Genomic DNA, 2,987 nt, shown 5'->3' with positions numbered 1-2,987 from the left:
AAAAAGTAAATGTACTTGTAACTCTTAGGTAATGAGTGACGCTCAGCGTATTGATCCCAGGCTTCCTTTGTTGTAAAGGCATTAGCATGTTGTTGAGCAAGAGCCCGTAATGTATCTTTATCTTTGATAAAACTTGGATTACGTCCAACCATGCTATGAATATCCTGTTTGGTTAAATAGGTGGTAATAAGCTGATAACTCGGTAAAGATGTGCCTTTTCGATAGTCTTCCCACGCTTGATACATATTACGTTCTCTGAACACATGAGCATGGTTTTGGACGATTTGTTTCACTTGTTCTTGGGTGTAAGATTTTACATGCTCCACTCTAACCATCCTCCAAACATCATATCAGCTGGATATCCTTTTTGATTAAGAACATGGATTAGTGTCTGAGAGTCGATATCACCCTTTAGGTAGTCTTTTACAATCGGCTCACGAATTAAGTCTTGTGTTTCCATGAACGGTTTTGGTTCTAAATCTTCCATGTTGGATAAAACGTAAAATAACCCATTAAATTGATGATCCACCATCATAAATATTTCTTCTCCCTTAGCGTTCATTCGTGATAGTCGTTTAAATAATATTGCCGCTTCATCTTGAGTTAAGATTGCTTCATCTAAACATTGCTGATAATATTTCTTTTTAAAGACATAATTTTCTGTAGCGGATTTCCAAAAAAATTCATATGGCATTAGATACCACATTTTGTCCTCTTCAGCAGGCTTGCCATGAATGAGATTTTGAGCCAATGTATAAGCCTCTTCTTCTTGACTTAATCGGCGAACTTTTTTAATACGAGAGACCGGAAGGCGAGTTACCTCATACATTAAGCCAAAATACGTTAATGTATGTTGATAGTCACTAACCTTAATGTCCATTTGTGGTTGCTGAACATCATCGAACGTCATAGAAATATGGAAACCGTTTAAATAGTCCTCATCATAAATATCACCTTGGCCATCATTTTCCGTTAAGTCAACGGTATTAGCCAAAAGATATAAGGATGAATCGTTGTTTTCATCTTGAACTAATGCTAAATAGACTTTTTCTTCCCCTTCAGCATAGGTTTCATTAAGAAGCGGAACTACATTGTCGATGGACATTTGAGTCTCAACTGTCTCATAGTCTGCATAGTATTGTTCGATGATAAAGTTAGGGTTATTTGATGATACATCTCCAACTATTTCATGTTTAGTCGATTCTATTTTGTTGTGATCCCAATTCCCATTTTCATTTGAATTATACGTATCTGTTTTGTTATTCATATAGGTTGATTGTTTTCGTAATATGGTCGGAATACCAATCTGGTCATACTCAGGTCGAATTTTATTATATAGCCATACGCATAGGATATAAGGAAATAGTACGATAAAGGCTAACGGTCGGCCGATGGCTCGCCCAAAGATATGATTGCGAAAAAACGAATTGACTTTATAAAAACTATACCCTGTACCAAATAGGAAACCACCTGCAATGAACAACCCAAAGGCAATCAAGCAAAGAAATGCGAGGATCGTTAGAATAATCACAGGGAGCCCCATAATCCATTCACCTATAGATGTATTCATACATCACCACCACCATTAAAAAGTATAATATTTTATAACATAATATCATTTGTGGGCTAGGTAGTCAAATATAAGCGTTTATGGTATATTAAAAGCATACTATTTCTTTTCTTTTTTCTTTTTAAACAATGCCTTTGGGCATATTGTGTCCATTTATCAAATACCAAGCGACTTTGGTCGTTAGTTGTAGCTACACTTTCAATGAGTGTGTTGCGATTAAACGACTTAAAGTCGCTTTTTTTGTGTTTTGAGGAAGGTATCAGATTTTTTTAACACAAGAAAAGAAGTAGGTTTTTTATTAAATATTAGGAGGTATGTCTAATGCATTTAATAATGAAATTAGTTGCATTTATTAAGAAAGCACCCATAATTTTTAGGGTGTTATTGAGTTACGTGGCTAAAGGTTTAAATTGGTTGGTCAAAGGATTAAAGTTATCGGTCAAAGTGTTATGGATTGTGTTCAAATGGTTATTCCAGGGCAGAGGAGACCTAAGGAAAGTTGACCTTAAACAGTTACAGAATGATTTACTACGCTATGACGCTTGGTTAATCATTAAATATCGAGAGGGTATCACGATTATTATGGTTATTCTGTCGGTTCTCGTGGCTATCTTTTTGCTGTTTATTTCTATCTATTCATTAATTGATTTACTCCTATATCAATTTTTGCCTAATAGAAATGAAACGTTTCTAACTGGAATTATAGATGCTTTGGAGTCAAACGAATACTTTGACTGGAAAATAATCTTTCCAATTTGGGCACTGTGTTTTACAATCGGCACATTTTTCTTTAATTTTGTTGGCAAAATTGGAGAAGTGACGAAGGAAGCCATTAGAGACCAATTAGACTATCGATAACATAATCGATGCAAGGAATTGAGAAGTGCAGTCTTAACGATTGCACTTCTTTTTATTTAACAAACAAACTTATTTGAAAGGGAGAGGATTAGAATGACACAGCTTGATTTATTTGAAGTTCAACAAACAGGGAAGGATAAACAATCTGAATTGAATCAGATCATTCAAGAGGTTAGAACGGATGCACAGGAAGGTCGAAAAGTCTCTTATGATGTTGGGGAAGAAATTGGTGGTGCTAAAAAACATCTTGCTAAATTACGTCAGGAATTTGAAGACCATCATGACCACAACATTTTAAGTGCTTTAGAAGACCAAGACCAGGCGAGTGCGTTTGCAGTTATTACAAAAGCCGAGCTATTTAAATCATTTTCTCTAGAACAAGAGAAAGCTAAAGGGGTTCATCCGTCGGTCGCCTATTTCAAGAAATTGATAATTAGGCGAATTGATAAACAGCCACAAGATAGTCGTCATCAACGAGAAAACTTTTTTAAAGCATCTAAGCTTTTAATCGCAGAAATGGACCAGTTAATTCAAGAAGACGATTTACGAAGCTTTATTC

At 35.3% G+C, this 2,987-nt stretch carries 3 protein-coding genes and 1 pseudogene; 2 read left to right on the top strand and 2 right to left on the bottom strand.

Annotation, left to right across the window (positions count from 1 at the left end; all coding sequences use genetic code 11):
• Both ACTWQB_RS17030 and ACTWQB_RS17025 read right to left on the bottom strand, forming a co-directional pair.
• Positions 1–326 (bottom strand): hypothetical protein (locus tag ACTWQB_RS17030; RefSeq protein ID WP_443140352.1); only part of this gene is annotated, 326 nt, incomplete at its 3' end.
• The gene (locus ACTWQB_RS17025; protein ID WP_443140351.1) at positions 314–1,570 is read right to left on the bottom strand and encodes a hypothetical protein; all 1,257 of its coding nucleotides are present in this window, start codon (positions 1,568–1,570) and stop codon (positions 314–316) included. The genes ACTWQB_RS17030 and ACTWQB_RS17025, both read right to left, overlap by 13 nt.
• A 321-nt stretch (positions 1,571–1,891) precedes the next feature.
• On the opposite strand from ACTWQB_RS17025, the gene ACTWQB_RS17020 reads away from it, so the two are divergent.
• Positions 1,892–2,428 carry a hypothetical protein gene (locus ACTWQB_RS17020; protein WP_443140350.1) on the top strand — a complete coding sequence of 179 codons (537 nt, stop codon included), beginning with the start codon at positions 1,892–1,894 and terminating at the stop codon, positions 2,426–2,428.
• 93 nt (positions 2,429–2,521) lie between these two features.
• Positions 2,522–2,987, top strand: a pseudogene (locus ACTWQB_RS17015) (hypothetical protein); the annotation flags it as partial.

The sequence above is a fragment of the Piscibacillus sp. B03 genome, assembly GCF_052246295.1.
GTDB lineage: Bacteria > Bacillota > Bacilli > Bacillales > Alkalibacillaceae > Piscibacillus.
This window is presented reverse-complemented; position numbering and strand designations above follow the sequence as displayed.

Coding starts and splice junctions, on each gene's coding strand:
- ACTWQB_RS17020 (WP_443140350.1), top strand. CDS start 1,892: ATGCATTTAATAATGAAATTAGTTGCATTTATTAAGAAAGCACCCATA.
- ACTWQB_RS17025 (WP_443140351.1), bottom strand. CDS start 1,570: ATGAATACATCTATAGGTGAATGGATTATGGGGCTCCCTGTGATTATT.